Consider the following 18,645-nt stretch of genomic DNA (forward strand, 5'->3'; position numbering starts at 1 on the left):
GAGGGCTGCGAGACTGGCGGCATGAACTACCGCGTGCCCGTGCCCGTCCCGCAGGTCATCCTCGACGACGTCCGGGGGGCTCAGAAGATGCTCTCGGGCGTCGCCCGGGTCACGCCCATGGAAGGCAGTCGGCACCTCTCCGCCCTGACCGGCTCCCCGGTCCACTTCAAGTGCGAGAACCTCCAGCGGACCGGCTCCTTCAAGCTGCGCGGTGCGTACGTGCGCATCTCGGGCCTGCGCCCCGAGCAGCGGGCCGCCGGCGTCGTCGCGGCCAGCGCCGGCAACCACGCGCAGGGCGTGGCCCTGGCCTCCTCCCTCCTCGGCGTCCGCTCGACGGTGTTCATGCCGGTCGGGGCGCCGCTGCCGAAGGTGGCGGCGACGCAGGAGTACGGCGCCGAGGTGCGGATGTACGGACAGGTCGTCGACGAGACGCTCGCGGCGGCCCAGGAGTACGCGGACCGTACCGGTGCGGTGTTCATCCACCCGTTCGACCACCGCGACATCATCGCGGGCCAGGGCACGGTCGGCCTGGAGATCCTGGAGCAGTGCCCGGAGGTGCGGACGATCCTCGTCGGCATCGGCGGCGGCGGCCTCGCGGCGGGCATCGCGGTCGCCGTGAAGGCGCTGCGGCCGGACGTCAAGGTGATCGGGGTCCAGGCGGAGGGCGCGGCCGCCTACCCGCCCTCGCTGAGGGTCGGGCACCCGGTCTCGATCGACAACCCGGTCACGATGGCCGACGGCATCAAGGTCGGCCGCCCCGGCGACATCCCGTTCCACATCATCGGCGACCTCATCGACGGCGTCCGCACGGTCTCCGAGGACGACCTCTCCAGTGCCCTGCTGCTCTGCCTGGAGCGTGCCAAGCTCGTCGTCGAGCCCGCCGGGTGCAGCCCGGTGGCCGCCCTGCTGAGCCGGCCCGAGCTGTACGGCGGCGGCCCGGTGGTCGCGGTCCTGTCCGGCGGGAACATCGACCCGCTGCTGCTCCAGCGGATCCTGCGGCACGGCATGGCGGCGGCGGGCCGCTACCTCTCGCTGCGGCTGCGCGTGGCCGACCGGCCGGGGGCGCTGGCCGGGCTCCTGGGGGTGTTGTCGGTGGTGGATGCGAACGTGTTGGACGTGAGCCACGTACGGACCGACCCGCGGCTGGGGCTCACCGAGGTGGAGGTGGAGCTGCACCTGGAGACGAAGGGCCCGGAGCACTGCACCGAGGTCGCGCGTTCGCTGCACGCGGCCGGGTACACGGTGATGAGCTGACGGGCGACGACCGGCAGGCGCCGTCTGCGCCGAAGGTCTGGTCAAGACCTTCGGCGACGTACGGGCACGGGACGGCGTGGACGTCGGGGTCTTCCGGACGCTCTCGGTCCGCACGTACCACTCGGCGACCGCGTAGGCCCGCAGGCCTGCGGGCCCGCAGGCCCCCGGGAACGAGGAAGCCCCCGCCGGACTGCTCCGGCGGGGGCTTCCTCAGGTCCTGGGGTGATCAGCCGGTGAACGGCTTGACGTCGAGGATCTTGACGGCGGCCCGCTTGCCGTTCGGCAGCTCGTACTCGGCGTCCTCGCCGATCTTCTTGCCCATCACGCCGGTGCCCAGCGGGGACTGCGGGGAGTAGGTCTCGAAGTCCGAGGACGCGTACTCGCGCGAGGCGAGCAGGAAGGACATCGTGTCGTCCTCGTCGCCGTCGAAGGCGATGGTGACGACCGTGCCGGGCGCGACCTCGCCGTCGGAGGCGGGTGCGGTGCCGACCTTGGCGTTCTCCAGGAGCTGCGTCAGCTGGCGGACGCGGAGCTCCTGCTTGCCCTGCTCCTCCTTGGCCGCGTGGTAACCGCCGTTCTCACGCAGGTCGCCCTCCTCGCGGGCGGCTGCGATCTTGGTGGCGATCTCCGTGCGTGCGGGACCAGAGAGGTAGTCCAGCTCGGCCTTCAGCTGGTCGTACGCCGCCTGGGTCAGCCAGGTGACGCTCTCGCTCGTCTGGGTCACGGGTGCTCCTCGTCGGTACAGGGGACTACAAAGCCGCCAGCGGCGGGCGAAACCACGAGCCTAACAATTCGGGAAGAAAAGGGGGAGGACACCATGTGTATGAAGTGTGTCATTGGGCCGGTGAGCAGGAAAGAGCTCAGTCTGCCGCGGGCGTGGTGCCCGCGGCCTGGCAGCCCACCAGTTCGATCATCGTGGCGCGGCCGGTGGTCTTCAGCGAGAGCATCTCGTCCACGCGCGTGTCCTTCGTCCCGAAGGTGAAGTCCGCGCGGCCGACCTCGGCGTGCTCCTTGTTCTGGGAGCTCAGGGTGCACACCCCGGTGACCGAGGCATCCTTGCGCACCTCCAGGTGCACCTTCACCTCGGTGTCCGAGACCACCTGGAACGTGATCACCTCGGCGCTGACGGTCCGGCCGGCGACGTAGTCCCAGCCGATCCAGCCGACCACGGCCAGCAGGACGGCGCCCAGCACCGATCCGACGATCTTGAGCTTCCGGTCCGCACGCTCGTCCGCCGACCGGCCGTAGCGGCCCTCGGGCAACCCCTCGCGCACCGCACTCATTGATCGTTCCTTTCGGAGGGCCGGAGTCCACAATCCCAGGGGCAGCCCCGGAATTTTTCCACCCCCCGATTCGGTCACTATAGGAGGCGATGCCCTGACGACTTAAAGAGGATCCTGTCTTGACCGAGCAGCTTCGACTGATGGCCGTCCATGCCCACCCCGACGACGAGTCGAGCAAGGGCGCGGCCACCATGGCCAAGTACGTGTCCGAGGGGGTCCCCGTGCTCGTGGTGACCTGCACGGGGGGCGAGCGCGGCTCGATCCTCAACCCCAAGCTCCAGGGCGACAAGTACATCGAGGAGAACATCCACGAAGTCCGCGCCAAGGAGATGGACGAGGCGCGCCAGATCCTCGGCATCGACCAGGAATGGCTGGGCTACGTCGACTCCGGCCTCCCGGAGGGCGACCCGCTGCCCCCGCTGCCCGAGGGCTGTTTCGCGCTGGAGGACGTGGACGAGGCGGCCGGCCGCCTCGTGAAGAAGATCCGCGCCTTCCGGCCGCAGGTCGTCACCACGTACGACGAGAACGGCGGCTACCCGCACCCCGACCACATCATGACCCACAAGATCACGATGGTGGCCTTCGAGCACGCCGCCGACACCGAGAAGTACCCGGAGGCCGAATTCGGCCCGGCCTACCAGCCGCAGAAGCTCTACTACAACCAGGGCTTCAACAAGCCGCGCACCATCGCCCTGCACGAGGCGCTGCTCTCGCGCGGCATGGAGTCCCCGTACGGGGAGTGGCTGGAGCGCTGGAAGGAGTTCGAGCGCGCCGAGCGGACGCTGACCACGCACGTGCCGTGCGCCGAGTTCTTCGAGATCCGTGACAAGGCGCTCATCGCGCACGCCACGCAGATCGACCCGGACGGCGGCTGGTTCCGCGTCCCGATGGAGATCCAGAAGGAGGTCTGGCCGACGGAGGAGTACGAGCTCGCGAAGTCGTTCGTGGACACTTCCCTCCCCGAGTCGGACCTCTTCGCGGGCATCCGGGAGAATGCGTAGCTATGAGCGCTACGCAGGCAGCACTGAACGAGCTCCTTCCGCTGGCGGGTGACACCTTCGACAAGAACAAGGTGACCCCCGGAGTCCTGGGCTTCATCGTGTTCGCGGCCCTCGCCCTCGCGGTGTGGGGCCTGATGAAGTCGATGAGCCGCCACATGGGCCGGGTCGACTTCCAGGAAGCCCCGGACACGGCGGCGGCAGCCGCCGCCCCCGCGGCCGACCGGGCCCCGTAGCCCCACAGGAGCCGTCCTCCACGCGATGCGCCGCCCTCCGGTCCACCGGGCGGGGCGGCGACCGCGCATGCCTGCGATCAGGCCGCCGGGACGCCAGGCACTCACACGGCCCGCCGGGGCGCCACCCGGGCCGGCGGGGCCTGCGCGGCCTGTCGGGCCTGCGGGGCTACTCGGGCCTGCGGGCTACCCGGGCCGGCTGGGCCTGTCGGGCCTGCGGGCTACCCGGGTGAGCTGGGCCTGTCGGGCCCTATGGAGCCAGCCGGGCCGGCCGGGTCTACGGGGCCTGACCGGCCGGCCGGGCCTGCGGGGCTACTCGGGCCTGCGGGCTACCCGGGCCAGCCGGGCCTGCGGGCTACCCGGGTGAGCTGGGCCTGTCGGGCCCTACGGAGCCAGCCGGGCCAGCCGGGCCAGCCGGGCCAGCCGGGCCAGCCGGGCCAGCCGGGCCAGCCGGGCCAGCCGGGCTACCCGGGCTGCCGGGCCTGCGGAGCCTGCCGGGCCCTACCGGGGGCCGCCGGGGCCACCGGGGCCACCGGGTCTACGGGGTTGGCGGCATCGGGACGCCCATGATCTCCCGTGAGTGCAGATTCGGGACCAGGGCCAGGCGCCACGCCTGCCAGCCCTCCGCCGGGTCCACGCCGCGGCCCAGAACCACCGCATAGGTGTCCAGGCTGTCCTCCAGGCGCCCGTCCCGCATCGGATGCGGCGACGCGGCCAGCCGGGCCAGCTCCGCCCGGGCCTCCTCCACGCCCGCGCCCGGGAGTGCGTACGGCAGCAGCGTGCAGCGCAGGAACCGCGCCCAGTCCTCCCCGCGCCGGTCCCCGTACGAGATGAACAGCCGGGCCGCCTCCTCGCACAGGCCCAGCGCCTGCGACGCCCGGCCGTTGCCCGCGTCCACCACCGCCAGCTCCAGGCAGGTCCACGCCTCCCCGTGCGCCAGCCCGATCCGCCGGAAATCCGCCCGCGCATCCACCAGCAACTGCCGCGCGAACCCGGAGTTCTTCAGGTTCCCCGTCTGCGCCGCCCGCTGGTCGCGCGTCACCCGGCCCGAGTGGTGCCGGGCGTGGGCCAGCCCGTACACGTCCCGCATCCGCGAGAACATCGTCCGGGCCCGCTCCAGCTCCCGCACCGCCTGGTCGCGCTCGCCGCCCTCCTCCAGCGCCTGCCCGAGGTAGTACAGCGTCCACGCCTCCCCGCGCGCGTCCTCCTGCTCCCGGTGCCGCGCCAGCGCCTCGCGCAGCCGCTCCACCGCCGGCCCCGGATCCCCGTCCACCACCCGGGCCCGGCCCAGCTGGGTCAGCGCCCACGCCTGGCCGCGCTCGTCGCGCGTGCGCCCGTACAGGTCGAGGGCGAGCTTCAGCTCCGCCTCCGCCCGCGTGACGTCGCCGAGCCGCAGGTACACCTGCCCCAGCTGGAAGTGCGCCCACGCCTCGCCGTGCACGCTCTCGCTCTCCCGGTGCAGGGCCAGCGACTGCTCCAGCAGCTGCATCGCCTCCGCCAGGTGCGCCCGGTCCCGCTCCACCGCCGCCAGGGCGTGCAGCCCCCACGCCCGGTCGCCGGCCAGCTTGTCCGGCTCCTGCAGCACCAGCGCCTCGCGGATGCGGGCCGCCGCCTCCGGCAGCTGACCCTGGTGGTGCAGCGTGATGCCGAGCGAGATCAGCGCCATGCCCGCGCCCGCGTCCTGCTGCGCCTCCATGTACTGGTCGACCACCGAGGTCAGCGTGGTCCGGGCCTTGTCCAGCTCGCCGAGCTGGCGCGCCGCGATGCCCGTACGCCACTGCACGGAGCGGACCAGGCGCCCCTGGCCGGGCCGGCCCGCGCGCGCGGCCTCCACCGCCTGCGTCAGCTCGTTGATCTCGCCCAGCCGGTACAGGTCCCCGCGCAGCAGGCAGAAGTCGCACAGCGCGCCCAGCAGGTCCAGCACCGCCTGCTGGTCCACGTCCTGCGAGTGCCGCAGCGCGGCCGTGATGAAGCTCGACTCGTCGTCCAGCCACCGCAGCGCCGCGTCCAGCGAGGCGAAGCCGTGCCCGCCGAAGTGGTTCGCCCGGGTCGACGTCTTCCCGTCGACCATCCGGATCACCGAGTCCGCGAGCTGCGCGTAGTTCCGGATCAGCCGCCCGTGCGCCGCCGAGGCCTCGGCCCGGTCCTCGTCCGCCGCGAGCCGCGCCGCCGCGTACGAGCGCACCGCGTCGTGCATCCGGAACCGCTCCCCGCGTACGGGGTCCAGCAGGCCCGCCTGCGCCAGCTCGCGCAGCAGCCGCCCGGCCTCCACCTTGTCCGCGTCGATCAGCGCCGCCGCAGCCGACGGGCCGAGCGAGGCCCGGCCGGCCAGCGTGAGCCGCCGCAGCAGCCGGCGCCGCTCCTCGGGCAGGCGTACGTAAGCCAGGCCGAGGGCGCCCTCCAGCGCACCGGCACCACCGGTACCACCGGCATCACCGGCCTGCGCCCCGGCATCACCGGCCTGCGCCCCGGCATCACCGGCCTGCGCCCCGGCGGCGCCGAGCGGGGCCAGTACGCGCAGGGCCAGCGGGAGCCCGCCGCCGAGCGCGAGCAGCCCCCGCACGGCCTCCTCCTCGTACGCGGCCACACCCGCCGCCCCGGCCCCGGCGCGCACCAGCTCCGCGCCCTCCGCCTCGGCCAGCCGCCCCACCGGCAGCTGGTGCACCCACGCCGCGAGGTCCGGCAGCTCCAGCGGCTCCCGCGCCGTCACCAGCACCAGGCTCTCCGACCGCTCCGGCACCAGCATCCGGACCTGCGCCGCATCCACCGCGTCGTCCAGCAGCACCGTCACCGGCAGGCCCTGGAGGTGCTGGTGGTACAGCTCGCCCAGGCGTCGTACCTGCTGCTCCGCCGAGGACCCCTCGCGGAACAGCAGCTGCTCACGCGGTGCGCCCAGCCGGTTCAGCAGGTGCAGCAGCGCCTCCCGGGTCGGCAGCGGCGCCTCTCCGCTGAAGGAGCCGCCCCGCAGGTCCACCACGCAGGCGCCGCGGAACTGGTCCCGCAGCGTGTCCGCCGCCCGCAGCGCCAGGGCCGTGCGGCCCACCCCCGGCTCGCCGTGCAGCACCACGACCACCGGGCGGGTCTCCGTACTGGCCCGGGCCGCCTGCACCCACTGCGCGATCCGCGTCAGCTCGGCCCGCCGGCCCGTGAACAAGGCCTCGGGCTGCGGGAGGTGACCGAAGGACTGCTCCAGCACGCTGCGCCGCCGGGCCTCCGCACTGCGGTCGGTCCCGCGCAGCTGCGGAGCGGCGGGCCGGGAGGGCTGCCGGGCCACCCGCGCCGCGGCCGCCACCGCGCGCTGCTGCTCCAGGAACGGGCGGATCCCGCGGACCTCCAGGGCCGTCAGCCACTGGAGCCTCAGCTGCTCCGGCCCGCCGGGGCGGCCGCGCACCCCGGCCCGGCGGTTCGCGGCGGGCAGGTGCAGGGCGGTCACCTTGGCCACCGTGGCCGCCGCCCCGGCGACTGCGGTGACGGCCCCGGCGGTCAGCGCCGTGCCCGTCGCCACGCCGAGCGACAGGTCGGCGCCGATGGCCGCGGCTGCCGCAACCGCCGTTACGAGCAGAGTCGTTGAGGTGTTCCCGCGCCGGAAGGCCTCGCCGAGGGACTCGTCCCCGGCCGCCGCCTCGTCCAGGGCCCGTACGTACGCCTCGTACTCCTCGGCGGCGCTCGCCGCGAGCGCGTCCAGCGCCTCCAGGCCGCGTGTCAGCAGCGCCGCCTTGTCGACCGGTTGCCCCGTCCCGGCAGCCCGCTGGGCCTCCTCTTCCACGGCCCGCTCCAACAGCCGCTCGGCCTCACCGCGATGGCTGTCCCGCATCGGCATCCCCCTCAAGAGAACTCCGGCAACGAGCCCCAAGTGTCCGCCGGGACTGCCATGAGCGCGAGGGAATCTGAGCTAGATCAGAGGGAGTTGGGCCATCTTCGGTCGCTCGCGCGCATATATGTACGTGCGGCCCGCGAAACCCCCCGCGTGCGACCGACGTGCGGGCACGCCGCCTTCCGTTCAGCCCTGAGCCTGAGCACGGCCGCCCGGGTTGAAGATCAACGGGCCTTACATGACCCCAAGATCGACCGTGATGGAGAAAGGTACGGTGGCCTTCACCGTGCCGGTGAACATCTCGCCGTCCCTATAAGCCTTGGTGGCGGGATCGAGAACGTAGGTGTAGACGATCGGGACACCGGTGGCGGCCTGCTCGACACGCCAGTAGAAGGGGATGCCGGCCTTGGCGTACTGGTCCACCTTCACGATCCGGTCCGTGGTCTCCGAACCGGGCGACACGACCTCGACGACCAGGAGTACGTGCTCGGGGCGGGTAGGCGTGAGGTCGATGGTCTCCGCCCGATAGACGATGACGTCCGTACGGCGGTTGGTGAGCGGAACATCCTGGAGGCGAACGTCGAAGTCCGTGTCTGCGTTCCAGTCCGGGCCCGCGGCGGCGTCCAGGGCATTGGCCAGGACTCGCGCCAGCCGGTTGTGCCGTTTGGAGGCGCTCGGGCTCACGACGACCATCCCGTCCACGATCTCGATGCCGGCGCACTGCTCCTCGGACCAGGAGTCGTACTGTTCCGCACTGATCTGCGTATGCATCCACGCGGGCGCCACCATCTCGGCGGTCACGGTGTACCTCCTTCGAGGAGCCTCTGCAGGTCCGGCATCGCTGCGCCCAGCCTACTGTTCCGAGGTGTCGGGCTGCCCGACTCGGAGGAACGCCGGGAGAAGTTCGACCCCGACTCCGAGGGCAAGGAGCGCCCCACCACGTGAGGGCTCATCAGTGCAATTCGGCCAAGCGAGGCGGGTCCGTGAGGGTTTCGCCGGCCGTGCCAGGCGTTGTGAGAGGCTGGGCCGTATGAACCGGTTGGCTGGTGTGACCTCGCCGTATCTGCTTCAGCACGCTGACAATCCGGTCGACTGGTGGCCGTGGGGACCCGAGGCGTTCGAGGAAGCGAAACGGCGCAATGCACCCGTTCTGCTGTCGGTCGGCTACTCTGCGTGCCACTGGTGCCACGTCATGGCGCACGAGTCCTTCGAGGACGAACTGGCCGCCGCCTACATGAACGAGCACTTCGTCAACATCAAGGTGGACCGCGAGGAGCGTCCCGACGTCGACGCCGTCTACATGGAGGCCGTGCAGGCCGCCACCGGGCAGGGCGGCTGGCCCATGACCGTGTTCCTCACCCCCGACGCCGAGCCCTTCTACTTCGGGACCTACTTCCCGCCCGAGCCCCGGCACGGGATGCCGTCCTTCATGCAGGTCCTCGAGGGCGTGCGGACCGCCTGGGCCGGGCGGCCCGAGGAGGTGGCCGAGGTCGCGCAGCGGATCGTACGGGACCTCTCCGGGCGGCAGTTGGACTACGGCAAGGCCGGCACCCCCGGGCCCGAGGAGCTGGCGCAGGCGCTGCTCGGGCTGACCCGGGAGTACGACGCCGTCCGCGGCGGATTCGGCGGGGCGCCGAAGTTCCCGCCGTCCATGGTGCTGGAGTTCCTGCTGCGCCACCATGCCCGCACCGGGGCCGAGGGGGCCCTCCAGATGGCCGCCGACACCTGCGAGGCCATGGCCCGCGGCGGCATCTACGACCAGCTCGGAGGCGGGTTCGCGCGGTACTCCGTGGACCGGGAGTGGATCGTGCCCCACTTCGAGAAGATGCTTTATGATAATGCGCTTCTCTGTAGGGTTTATGCCCATTTGTGGCGGGCCACCGGCTCGGATCTCGCGCGGCGCGTCGCGCTCGAGACCGCCGACTTCATGGTGCGGGAGCTGCGCACCGCCGAGGGCGGCTTCGCCTCCGCTCTCGACGCGGACAGCGAGGATCCGCTGACCGGCAAGCACGTGGAGGGGGCGTACTACGCCTGGACGCCCGCCCGGTTGGCCGAGGTGCTCGGCGAGGACGACGGGGCGCTCGCCGCCGCGTACTTCGGGGTCACCGACGAGGGAACCTTCGAGCACGGCACGTCCGTGCTCCAGCTGCCGCAGGACGGGCCCGTCGTGGACGCCGGGGCGATCGCCGGCATCCGGCAGCGGCTGCTCGCGGCGCGCGCCGAGCGGCCCGCGCCCGGGCGGGACGACAAGGTCGTCGCCGCCTGGAACGGCCTGGCCATCGCGGCCCTCGCCGAGTGCGGGGCGTACTTCGACCGGCCGGACCTCGTCGAGCGGGCCACCGAGGCGGCCGACCTGCTGGTCCGGGTCCACATGGACGGGCGGGCGCGGCTGGCCAGGACCAGCAAGGACGGGCGCGTCGGGGCGAATGCCGGGGTGCTGGAGGACTACGGCGACGTGGCCGAGGGCTTCCTCGCGCTCGCGTCCGTGACCGGCGAGGGGGTCTGGCTGGAGTTCGCCGGGTTCCTCGTCGACCTGGTCCTGGACCAATTCACCGCCGAGGACGGTTCCCTCTACGACACCGCGCACGACGCCGAGCAGCTCATCCGCCGGCCCCAGGACCCGACCGACACCGCGGCTCCCTCCGGCTGGACGGCCGCGGCCGGTGCGCTCCTCTCGTATGCCGCGCACACCGGCTCGGAGGCGCACCGTACGGCGGCCGAGCGGGCGCTCGGAGTGGTGCACGCGCTGGGTCCACGGGTCCCGCGCTTCATCGGGCACGGCCTCGCGGTGGCGGAGGCGCTGCTCGACGGTCCGCGCGAGGTGGCCGTGGTGGGGCATCCGGAGGATCCGGCTCTGGCCGGGCTACACCGGACGGCGCTGCTGGGGACGGCTCCCGGGGCTGTGGTGGCGGTCGGTCTGCCGCGGGCGGCCGACGGCAGCGGGGGAGAGTTCCCCCTCCTGGCCGAGCGCACACTCGTACACGACCTTCCCACGGCGTATGTGTGTCGACATTTCGTCTGCGCGCGGCCTACGACAGACCCGGTCGAGCTTGCCGATCAGTTGGGTGCGGTTCATCCCTGAATCTGTCGGAGTGCCGTCAATTCCGGTTACCTGTGCCCACGTTCGGAAACGCATTTTTTATCTCTGCAGCGCCTGAGTTTCATTTTTGCTGCCTAGTCTCGTGTCTTCGGGAGTCACTGGGGAGTCGCCGGAACGGCGCACTGGGGGGTGCGCCCGAGGGGGAAGCAGGGGCAGGCGGGCCGGGGGGCCCGCCTTGATCCCCTGAGGGGTTTGCCGAGCGACGCCAGGCGTCGCGGCATGTCTGTGGGGGACGTTTTGTACACCTCTGTTTTCATATCCGTGATTTCGTTTGCGCTCTTCTGGATGGCCGCCTTCACGCTGTGGTGGCAGATGCACGCGTGGCGCACACCCGAGACGCTCGCCTCCACCCGGTTCGACCGCCCCGACGGCGAGGGCCGGCTCGCCTTCTCGCTCCTCCTGCCCGCCCGGCACGAGCAGGCGGTCCTGCAGCACACGATCGAGCGGCTGCTCGAGTCGAGCCACACCGACTACGAGATCATCGTGATCGTCGGGCACGACGACCCGGAGACCGCCGCCGTCGCCGAGGCCGCCGCCGCCCGGGCGCCCGAACGCGTACGGGTCGTCGTCGACCACCACGCGACCAAGAACAAGCCGAAGGCCCTCAACACCGCCCTCCCGCATTGCCGGGGCGACATCGTCGGCGTCTTCGACGCCGAGGACCAGGTCCACCCCGAGCTGCTCGCCCACGTCGACCACGCCTTCCGCTCCACCGAGGCCGACGTGGTCCAGGGCGGGGTCCAGCTCATCAACTTCCACTCGAGCTGGTACAGCCTGCGCAACTGCCTGGAGTACTTCTTCTGGTTCCGCTCCCGGCTGCACCTGCACGCGGAGAAGGGGTTCATCCCGCTCGGCGGCAACACCGTCTTCGTCCGCACCGAAGTGCTGCGCGAGGCCGGCGGCTGGGACCAGAACTGCCTGGCCGAGGACTGCGACCTGGGCGTACGCCTCTCCTCGGCCGGCAAGAAGGTGGTCGTCGCGTACGACTGCGACATGGTCACCCGCGAGGAGACGCCCGGCTCGCTGATGAGCCTGCTCAAGCAGCGCACCCGCTGGAACCAGGGCTTCCTCCAGGTCTACCGGAAGAAGGACTGGCAGCAGCTGCCCGGCCGCGGCCAGCGCTGGCTGGCCCGCTACACGCTGATGACGCCCTTCATGCAGGCGGCCTCAGGAGTGATCATCCCGGTCAACTTCGCCGTCGCGGTGCTCCTCGACGTGCCCGTCGGCGTCGCGATCATCACCTTCCTGCCGATGATCACGGCGATGGTGACGTTCGTCTTCGAGATCGTCGGCCTGCACGACTTCGGCCGCCAGTACGGCCTGCGGGTCCGCTTCGTGCACTACCTCAAGCTCGTCGTCGGCGGCCCGTTCTACCAGGTGATGCTGGCGGGTGCCGCGATCCGCGCGGTCTGGCGCGAGCAGCGCGGCCGCAACGAGTGGGAGCTGACCAGCCACACCGGCGCCCACCTCACTCCGATCAGCGCCACCGCCGGCGTGTCCAGCGCCGGTTCGTCCACCGCGATCCGAGAGGACAGCCGCCAGTGACCGCCACCCTGCCCACGGCCACTGATCCCCAGCCCGGCGCCGCATCCGCGGTGACCACCGCCGCCGGTGCGGCCGGCACGACCACCGCCGAGCCCCGCGTCCCCGCCCCGCGCGGTCCGAGCGGCCCCGGTGGCCCCGGTGGCCCCGGTGGCCCCGGCGGCCCCGGCGGCCTCGGGGTCCGGCCGCCCGCCCCGGCCCACCCCCTCGTCCGCTTCCGCTCCTCCCGCCCCGACCTGCTGCTCTGCGGGGTCGTCCTGCTCGCGATCGTCCTCGTCCAGGGCTGGAACATCACGCACTTCCCGACCCTGAGCGACGACGAGGGCACGTACCTCGCCCAGGCGTGGGCCGTCCAGCAGGGGGACGGCCTCGCCCACTACACGTACTGGTACGACCATCCGCCGCTGGGCTGGATACAGATAGCGGGCCTGACGTACCTGCCCTCCCTCTTCGTGCCCGACTGGATGACCGTCGCGCCGATGCGCTTCTCGATGGTCGCGGTCTCCACCGTCAGCTCCGTGCTGATCTACATGCTCGCGCGCCGGCTGTGGCTGCCGCGCTGGGCGGCCGGACTCGCGATGGCCCTCTTCGGGCTCTCCCCGCTCTCGGTCGTGCTCCAGCGGGAGATCTTCCTCGACAACCTCGCCGTGATGTGGATGCTGCTGGCCTTCTGCCTGGCCGCGTCCCCCAGCCGCCACCTGTGGCACCACTTCGGGTCGGGACTCGCGGCCGCCACCGCCGTCCTGACCAAGGAGACGATGCTGGTGGTGCTCCCGGCGCTGCTGGTGACGATGTGGCGCCACAGCCACCGGGACACCCGCAAGTTCGCCGTCACCGGGGCCATCACCGCCTGCGCGCTCATCGGGCTCTCGTACCCCCTGTACGCGCTGCTCAACAGCGAGCTGCTGCCCGGCGCCGGGCACGTCTCGCTGATCGACGGCATCACCTACCAGATGAGCCGTCCGGGTTCGGGCTTCATCCTCACCCCCGGCTCCGGTTCGAACGGCGTGTTCCGGTCCTGGTTGTACTACGACACCGTCCTGCCGCTCGGCGGGCTGGCCGGCGCCCTCCTGCTGCTCCTCACCCTCCGCTGGTCGGTCACCGCCCGCGCGCTCGCCGGTCCCGCGCTCGCCGCCGCCATCCTCGCGGCCGTCGCGATGCGGCCTTCCGGCTACCTGCCGGCGATGTACGTGATCCAGGCGCTGCCGTTCCTCGCGCTGGTCCTCGCCGGGGGCGCGGCCAGCGTCACGCACGCCGTGCTGCGCCGCCGCCGTTCGCCCGGGGAGCGCCGGTCCCTCACGTACGGGCGCCGGGTGCTGATCGGCGTACTCGCCGCGGCCGCCGCGGTGTACGTCCTGCCGCGCTGGTACGACGGCAACCGCACCGCGCTCACGGCCGATGCGAACGCCCCGTACCGGCAGGCCGCCGCCTGGCTCGGCCGGGAGGTCCCCGACCCGGAGCACACGCGGGTCCTCGTCGACGACGCGCTCTGGCTGGACGCCGTCCACCACGGCTTCGACCCCGGGCTCGGCGCGATCTGGTTCTACAAGGCCGACCTCGACCCCGCCGTCACCAGGACCCTGCCGCGGGGCTGGCGGGACATCGACTACGTGGTCTCCTCGCCCACCGTCCGCCGGGACGCGGTGGACCTGCCCAACGTGAAGGCCGCGCTGGAGCATTCGACCGCGGTGGCCGTCTTCGGCTCCGGTGACGACCGCATCGAGATCCGCCGGACCGACTCCGCCGACCGCCAGAGTGGGAGCTGAGCCGGCATGAGCGAAGACCTGTGGGCCCCGCATGCCCTGAGCGATCCGGAACGCTTCACTCCAGACGTGCTGGACCCGGCCGGCCCGCTTGCCCCGCTCGACTCGCCGGAATCGGCCGAGGCGCCCGCCCACGGCAGCGTCACCCTCATCATCCCGACCTTCAACGAGGCCGGGAACATCGGCGAGTTGCTGAGCCTGCTCGCCGACTCGCTCCCCGCCCATCTGCCCTGCGAGGTCCTGTTCGTGGACGACTCCACGGACGACACCCCGGCCGTCATCGAGAAGGCCGCCCTCGACCTGCCCTTCCCGGTCGCGGTCCTGCACCGCGAGAGCGCGGTCGGCGGCCTCGGCGGCGCCGTCGTCGAAGGGGTGAAACGCGCGGACACCGACTGGATCGTCGTCATGGACGCCGACCTCCAGCACCCGCCCCACCTGGTGCCCGAGCTCGTCGGCGAGGGCGAGCGCACCGGCGCCGACCTCGTGGTCGCCTCCCGCTACATACCCGGCGGCAGCCGGGCCGGGCTCGCCGGGAACTACCGCATCGCCGTCTCGCGCGGCGCGACCTGGCTCACCAAGGGGCTCTTCCCCCGCGCCCTGCGCGGGATCAGCGACCCGATGAGCGGCTTCTTCGCGATGCGCCGCCAAGTCGTCACCGCGGACGCCCTCAAACCCCTCGGCTACAAGATCCTCCTGGAGCTGGCGGTGCGCTGCCGCCCCGCCAAGGTCGCCGAGGTGCCGTTCGTCTTCCAGGACCGCTACTCCGGCGAGTCCAAGTCCGGCGCCCGCGAGGGGATGCGGTTCCTGGCCCACCTCGCCGCGCTGCGCTCCGCGACCCCGCTGGCCCGTATGATCGGCTTCGGGCTGATCGGGCTCTCCGGCTTCGTCCCGAACCTGGTGGCGCTGTGGCTGCTCACGCAGGCCGGGATGCACTACCTGCCGGCCGAGATCGCCGCCAACCAGGCCGGTGTGCTCTGGAACTTCGTCCTCATCGAGACCCTGCTCTTCCGCGACCGGCGACGGCACCGCCACTGGGCGGACCGGGTCGGCCGCTTCGCCGTGCTGGCCAATGCCGACCTGCTGCTGCGCATCCCGCTGATCGCCCTGTTCGTCGGCAGGTTCGGCATGGAGGTGCTGCCCGCCACCGCCCTCGCCCTGCTCACCACCTTCGTCCTGCGGTTCGCGGCCACCGAGGCCCTCGTCTACCTGCCGCGCACGACGCGTACGCGTACCGCACGTCCCACCAGGAGCTGAGCCGCACAGAAGGGAACTTGTCCATGCCAGCGAACATCCGGCGGAAGGCCGGGCGGCGCGCCGCCCTGGCCGCCGTCGGGGCGATGACCGCGGGCCTGCTGCTCACCGCACCGCAGCAGGCCACGGCCGGACCGCCCAATCTGCTCACCAATTCCGGTTTCGAGACCGCCGGCGCGCCCGGCGACGACATGCCGTCCTGCTGGGAGAAGTCCGGCTGGGGTGACAACGACTTCACCTACGCCACCGTCGCCGACGCGCACAGCGGCACCAAGGCCATGCAGGTCTCGCTCACCCGCCGGGTCAGCGGCGACCGCAAGGCGCTGGTCACCGAGAACACCACCTGCGCCCCGTCCGTCGTGCCGGGCCGGCAGTACGACCTGTCCGCCTGGTACAAGTCGAACACCCCGGACGTGTCGGTGACCGTGTTCCGCCACGACACCACCGCGGGCTGGCAGTACTGGACCGACCTGCAGAATCCGCCGGTCAGCGCCGGATGGGCGCGCACGGAGGTCCGTACGCCCGCCGTCCCGCCCGGCACCGACAAGATCACGTGGGGGCTCTCGGTCTACGGGGTGGGCACGCTCACCACCGACGACTACGCGCTGGAGGAGGTCGGCGCGGTCCCGCCGCAGCCGGGGTGCACGGGCACGGCCGAGCAGTGCGCCAAGGGCACGTGGGAGGTGATCCCGGCCAAGAACCCGGTGCGCTCGATGCACGCCGTGGTTCTGAAGAACGGCAAGGTGCTGCTGATCGCGGGCTCGGGCAACGACATCGCGCAGTTCAACGCCGGCACGTTCACCTCGGCCGTGTACGACCCGGCGAACGGGTCGTTCAAGACGATCCCGACGCCGGTGGACATGTTCTGCTCGGGGCACGTGCAGCTGTCGGACGGCCGGGTGCTGGTGATGAGCGGCAACAAGGGGTACCCGTCCGCCGACGGCAAGGTCGGTTACCAGGGGCTGAAGGACAGTTACGTCTTCGACCCGGCGACCGAGGCGTACACGAAGACCAACGACCTGAACGGCGGGCACTGGTACCCGTCGGCGACGATCCTCGGCAACGGCGACGTGATCTCCTTCGGCGGTCTGAAGGAGGACTCGACGGGCAATGTGACCGCGGAGAGGTTCTCGGCGGCGCAGGGCAAGTGGCTGCCGTTGAACGAGGTCAACCAGACCTGGTCGTACTGGGGTCTGTACCCGTCGATGATCCTGATGCAGGACGGCAGGCTCTTCTACTCGGGCAGCCACACCTTCGGCAACGGCACGCAGGGCAGCGGCGCGTCGATCTACGACTACAACGCGAACACGATCACGGACGTGCCCGGGCTGCGCAAGAAGGACGAGCGCGACGAGTCGGCGAGCGTGCTGCTGCCGCCCGCGCAGGACCAGCGGGTCCTGACCGTCGGCGGCGGCAACAACGAGTCGAACCCGGCGGCGAACCGGCTCACCGAGCTGATCGACCTGAAGGCGGCGAGCCCCGCGTACACCGCAGGGCCGGACCTGCCGCAGGGCCTGGTCGACGTGGGCGGGGTCAAGCGGGCGCAGACCGGCGCCGAGGGGAAGATGTACGTGTCGGCCGTGCTGCTGCCGGACGGCAAGGTGCTGGAGACCGGCGGCGGGCTGCACGACCGGGCGGACCCGGTGTACGAGGCCTCGTTCTTCGACCCGGTGACGAACACCTACAAGGCCGGGCTGCCGGCCGACCCGATCCCGCGGACGTACCACTCGGGCGCCTTCCTGCTGCCCGACGGGCGGGTCATGACGGTCGGCGACAACCCGGGCAACGGCACGTACAACAACAACGTGTCGATCTACACCCCGCCGTACCTGTTCAAGGGCGCGCGCCCGAAGCTCACCTCGGTGATCGACACGCAGTGGGTGTACGGGGACACCCAGCGGATCACCGTCGACCGGCCGATCGCGAAGGCGGAGCTGATCCGTCCGGCGGCGGTCACGCACTCCTCGGACCCCAACCAGCGGTTCGTGGACCTGCCGATGACGGTGGTGAACGACACGACCGTCGACCTGAACGTCACCAGCAACCCGAACCTGGCACCGCCGGGCTGGTACATGCTCTTCGGGGTGGACGCGAACGGCATCCCGTCGGTGGCGACCTGGGTGCACCTGGGCGGCCCGTCGGCGCTCGCGGCCACGGCGGAGGCCCCGTCGCCGCACGTCCACGATTTCGCGGACGCGCCGCAGGCGGCCCCGGAGCAGAACCCCGGGAAGCGGGACTCGGCGCCCGTCGCCCCGAGCGTGGCGGGCTGCGACCGCCACTACGGCACGGTCAGCCAGTGCGTCCCCACGAACTTCCCGGCGGAGGTGAAGGAGACGACGAAGGCCCGCTGCGACTGGCTGGCCTCCCACCAGTACCCCAAGCGCATGAAGGTCAACGGCAGCGACCCCCTGCGCCTGGACCCGGACGGCGACGGCTTCGCCTGCACGTAGCCCCGCCGCCCGAACCGGAAGGAGCCCCGTCGCCCACGGCGACGGGGCTCCGCCGTACGTTCCCCCGCAACGGGGGTCGCGCCCGCGGCGGCGGTGAGGAGGACGGCCGGGCCGGCGCGGAAGCGGTCGGCTTCGCACGCCCGGATTCAGTGCTGGTAGGCCGCGAGCGAGATGCCGACGTAGTGGGCCACGAAGGCGGCCAGCGTGAGGGAGTGGAAGACCTCGTGGAAGCCGAAGAAGCGGGGGGAGGGGTTGGGGCGCTTCATGCCGTAGATGACGCCGCCCACGCTGTAGAGGAGCCCTCCGACGATCACCAGGACCAGGACGGCGATGCCGCCCGTGCGCATGAAGTCGGGCAGGAAGAAGACCGCCGCCCAGCCCATCGCTATGTAGCAGGGGGTGTAGAGCCAGCGCGGGGCGCCGACCCAGAAGACGCGGAAGGCGATGCCGGCCGCGGCCGCGATCCAGACCGCCCACAGGAGCGTCCGTCCGGTGGAGGGCGGGAGCAGGAGCACGGTCAGCGGGGTATAGGTCCCTGCGATGATCAGAAAAATGTTGGCGTGGTCGAGACGCCGCAGGATGGCTTCACCCCGAGGGCCCCAGGTGCCGCGGTGGTACACCGCGCTGACGCCGAACAGCAGGCAGGCCGTGAGGATGTACACCCCGCACGCCACCCGGGCCCGAGTCGACTCGGTGAACGCCATCAGCGCCAGGCCCGCGACGATCACGGCAGGGAACATCCCGGTGTGCAGCCAGCCGCGCATCAGCGGCTTGGCTTCCGGTGCCTCGGGTGTGTCGGGTGCGACCGGCACGGCGGCGGCGTCAGAAGTCATGGCCGCCATGCTACCTACGGGTCCGTAGGTTTCTGTTAGTGCGCTTTACGGAAGATTGACGGGAGTGGCGATGCTCACGTGAGAGGCCCCCTGGACATATGCGCACATGCACCGGATGATCAGA

At 71.8% G+C, this 18,645-nt stretch carries 13 protein-coding genes; 8 read left to right on the plus strand and 5 right to left on the minus strand.

Translation table 11 applies throughout. The features are described 5' to 3' along the window. Nucleotides 1-21 precede the first annotated feature (21 nt). The gene (ilvA, locus tag AB0I68_RS15295) at nucleotides 22-1,254 is read left to right on the plus strand and encodes a threonine ammonia-lyase (RefSeq protein WP_363177748.1); all 1,233 of its coding nucleotides are present in this window, start codon (nucleotides 22-24) and stop codon (nucleotides 1,252-1,254) included. Nucleotides 1,255-1,480: 226 nt separating this feature from the next. On the opposite strand, the gene greA is transcribed toward ilvA, so the two are convergent. Further along, nucleotides 1,481-1,978 carry a transcription elongation factor GreA gene (gene greA, locus AB0I68_RS15300; protein WP_363177749.1) on the minus strand — a complete coding sequence of 166 codons (498 nt, stop codon included), beginning with the start codon at nucleotides 1,976-1,978 and terminating at the stop codon, nucleotides 1,481-1,483. A gap of 136 nt (nucleotides 1,979-2,114) precedes the next feature. Continuing rightward, a complete protein-coding gene (locus AB0I68_RS15305) occupies nucleotides 2,115-2,537 on the minus strand; it encodes a DUF4307 domain-containing protein (RefSeq protein ID WP_363177750.1) in 423 nt (140 codons plus the stop codon). 119 nt (nucleotides 2,538-2,656) lie between these two features. Here AB0I68_RS15305 and mca point away from each other — a divergent pair, with 119 nt between their 5' ends. Next, complete coding sequence (gene mca / locus AB0I68_RS15310) at nucleotides 2,657-3,538, plus strand: mycothiol conjugate amidase Mca (RefSeq protein ID WP_363177751.1); 882 nt, start codon at nucleotides 2,657-2,659, stop codon at nucleotides 3,536-3,538. Nucleotides 3,539-3,540: 2 nt separating this feature from the next. Further along, nucleotides 3,541-3,771, plus strand: a complete 231-nt coding sequence (locus AB0I68_RS15315) for a hypothetical protein (RefSeq protein WP_363177752.1) — start codon at nucleotides 3,541-3,543, stop codon at nucleotides 3,769-3,771. 535 nt (nucleotides 3,772-4,306) lie between these two features. Here AB0I68_RS15315 and AB0I68_RS15320 read toward each other — a convergent pair. After that, nucleotides 4,307-7,582, minus strand: coding sequence for a tetratricopeptide repeat protein (locus AB0I68_RS15320; RefSeq protein ID WP_363177753.1), 3,276 nt, complete (start codon nucleotides 7,580-7,582; stop codon nucleotides 4,307-4,309). A gap of 234 nt (nucleotides 7,583-7,816) precedes the next feature. Then, nucleotides 7,817-8,383, minus strand: coding sequence for a Uma2 family endonuclease (locus AB0I68_RS15325; protein WP_363177754.1), 567 nt, complete (start codon nucleotides 8,381-8,383; stop codon nucleotides 7,817-7,819). Nucleotides 8,384-8,612: 229 nt separating this feature from the next. Here AB0I68_RS15325 and AB0I68_RS15330 point away from each other — a divergent pair, with 229 nt between their 5' ends. From AB0I68_RS15330 to AB0I68_RS15350, 5 genes are all read left to right on the plus strand, one after another. Then, the gene (locus tag AB0I68_RS15330) at nucleotides 8,613-10,664 is read left to right on the plus strand and encodes a thioredoxin domain-containing protein (protein WP_363177755.1); all 2,052 of its coding nucleotides are present in this window, start codon (nucleotides 8,613-8,615) and stop codon (nucleotides 10,662-10,664) included. Between the two features lie 255 nt (nucleotides 10,665-10,919). Then, the gene (locus AB0I68_RS15335) at nucleotides 10,920-12,227 is read left to right on the plus strand and encodes a glycosyltransferase (RefSeq protein ID WP_363177756.1); all 1,308 of its coding nucleotides are present in this window, start codon (nucleotides 10,920-10,922) and stop codon (nucleotides 12,225-12,227) included. A 233-nt stretch (nucleotides 12,228-12,460) separates the two neighbouring features. Then, nucleotides 12,461-13,990: a phospholipid carrier-dependent glycosyltransferase gene (locus AB0I68_RS15340; protein ID WP_363177790.1), complete on the plus strand. Its 1,530-nt coding sequence runs from the start codon at nucleotides 12,461-12,463 to the stop codon at nucleotides 13,988-13,990. 6 nt (nucleotides 13,991-13,996) lie between these two features. After that, nucleotides 13,997-15,241 carry a glycosyltransferase family 2 protein gene (locus tag AB0I68_RS15345; RefSeq protein ID WP_363177757.1) on the plus strand — a complete coding sequence of 415 codons (1,245 nt, stop codon included), beginning with the start codon at nucleotides 13,997-13,999 and terminating at the stop codon, nucleotides 15,239-15,241. A 23-nt stretch (nucleotides 15,242-15,264) separates the two neighbouring features. After that, on the plus strand, nucleotides 15,265-17,688 hold the full coding sequence (locus tag AB0I68_RS15350; RefSeq protein ID WP_363177758.1) for a galactose oxidase-like domain-containing protein: 2,424 nt from the start codon (nucleotides 15,265-15,267) through the stop codon (nucleotides 17,686-17,688). A gap of 146 nt (nucleotides 17,689-17,834) precedes the next feature. Here the strand turns inward: AB0I68_RS15350 and AB0I68_RS15355 are convergent, their stop codons facing one another. Beyond that, nucleotides 17,835-18,521: a hemolysin III family protein gene (locus tag AB0I68_RS15355; RefSeq protein WP_363177759.1), complete on the minus strand. Its 687-nt coding sequence runs from the start codon at nucleotides 18,519-18,521 to the stop codon at nucleotides 17,835-17,837. Between the last annotated feature and the right edge of the window lie 124 nt (nucleotides 18,522-18,645).

This window comes from Streptomyces sp. NPDC050448 (assembly GCF_040655295.1).
Taxonomy (GTDB): Bacteria; Actinomycetota; Actinomycetes; order Streptomycetales; family Streptomycetaceae; genus Streptomyces.

Bases quoted from the DNA above. Each gene is read 5' to 3' on its own strand.
- AB0I68_RS15320 (WP_363177753.1), bottom strand. From the start codon at position 7,582: ATGCGGGACAGCCATCGCGGTGAGGCCGAGCGGCTGTTGGAGCGGGCC.
- AB0I68_RS15345 (WP_363177757.1), top strand. From the start codon at position 13,997: ATGAGCGAAGACCTGTGGGCCCCGCATGCCCTGAGCGATCCGGAACGC.
- AB0I68_RS15350 (WP_363177758.1), top strand. From the start codon at position 15,265: ATGCCAGCGAACATCCGGCGGAAGGCCGGGCGGCGCGCCGCCCTGGCC.
- AB0I68_RS15305 (WP_363177750.1), bottom strand. From the start codon at position 2,537: ATGAGTGCGGTGCGCGAGGGGTTGCCCGAGGGCCGCTACGGCCGGTCG.
- AB0I68_RS15315 (WP_363177752.1), top strand. From the start codon at position 3,541: ATGAGCGCTACGCAGGCAGCACTGAACGAGCTCCTTCCGCTGGCGGGT.
- AB0I68_RS15330 (WP_363177755.1), top strand. From the start codon at position 8,613: ATGAACCGGTTGGCTGGTGTGACCTCGCCGTATCTGCTTCAGCACGCT.
- ilvA (WP_363177748.1), top strand. From the start codon at position 22: ATGAACTACCGCGTGCCCGTGCCCGTCCCGCAGGTCATCCTCGACGAC.
- AB0I68_RS15355 (WP_363177759.1), bottom strand. From the start codon at position 18,521: ATGACTTCTGACGCCGCCGCCGTGCCGGTCGCACCCGACACACCCGAG.